Below are 412 nucleotides of genomic sequence, written 5' to 3' on the forward strand. Positions count from 1 at the left end.
TGGATATGCCGGTCTTTTCGGCGGAACGATTCTTTGCTATTTAACTGCCCTACTCACAATCATCATCTTCTATAAAGAGGTAGAAAAGAAAGAAGTGGTACGTGAAGCAGGTTATGTTGAGCCTGTTACACCCAACTTACTACGCGACATGTTTCTGTTGATTCCTTTTCTGGCCTTTGTCTTCCTGCATGTGGGACAATGGATGTATACACTGAACATGCCGCTATTTGTCACAGAATACCTTCATGCTAAGGAAGCGAACGTCGGTTATCTAGCGAGTCTCTGTGCCGGACTTGAAGTGCCTTTCATGATTATTCTGGGGATTATGTCAGCAAAAATGGAAACACGAACTCTGCTGATGATCGGTGCTATTCTAGGCGGCGGCTATTACTTCTCCATCGGTATCTTTGAT

At 44.2% G+C, this 412-nt stretch carries 1 protein-coding gene; it reads left to right on the forward strand.

The annotated features are described in order from the left end of the window. Window positions 1-412, forward strand: a 412-nt coding sequence (locus ERX29_RS10840) for an MFS transporter (RefSeq protein WP_481817012.1), incomplete at both ends; no start/stop codon positions are given.

The organism is Macrococcus lamae, assembly GCF_004359545.1.
Lineage (GTDB): Bacteria > Bacillota > Bacilli > Staphylococcales > Staphylococcaceae > Macrococcus > Macrococcus lamae.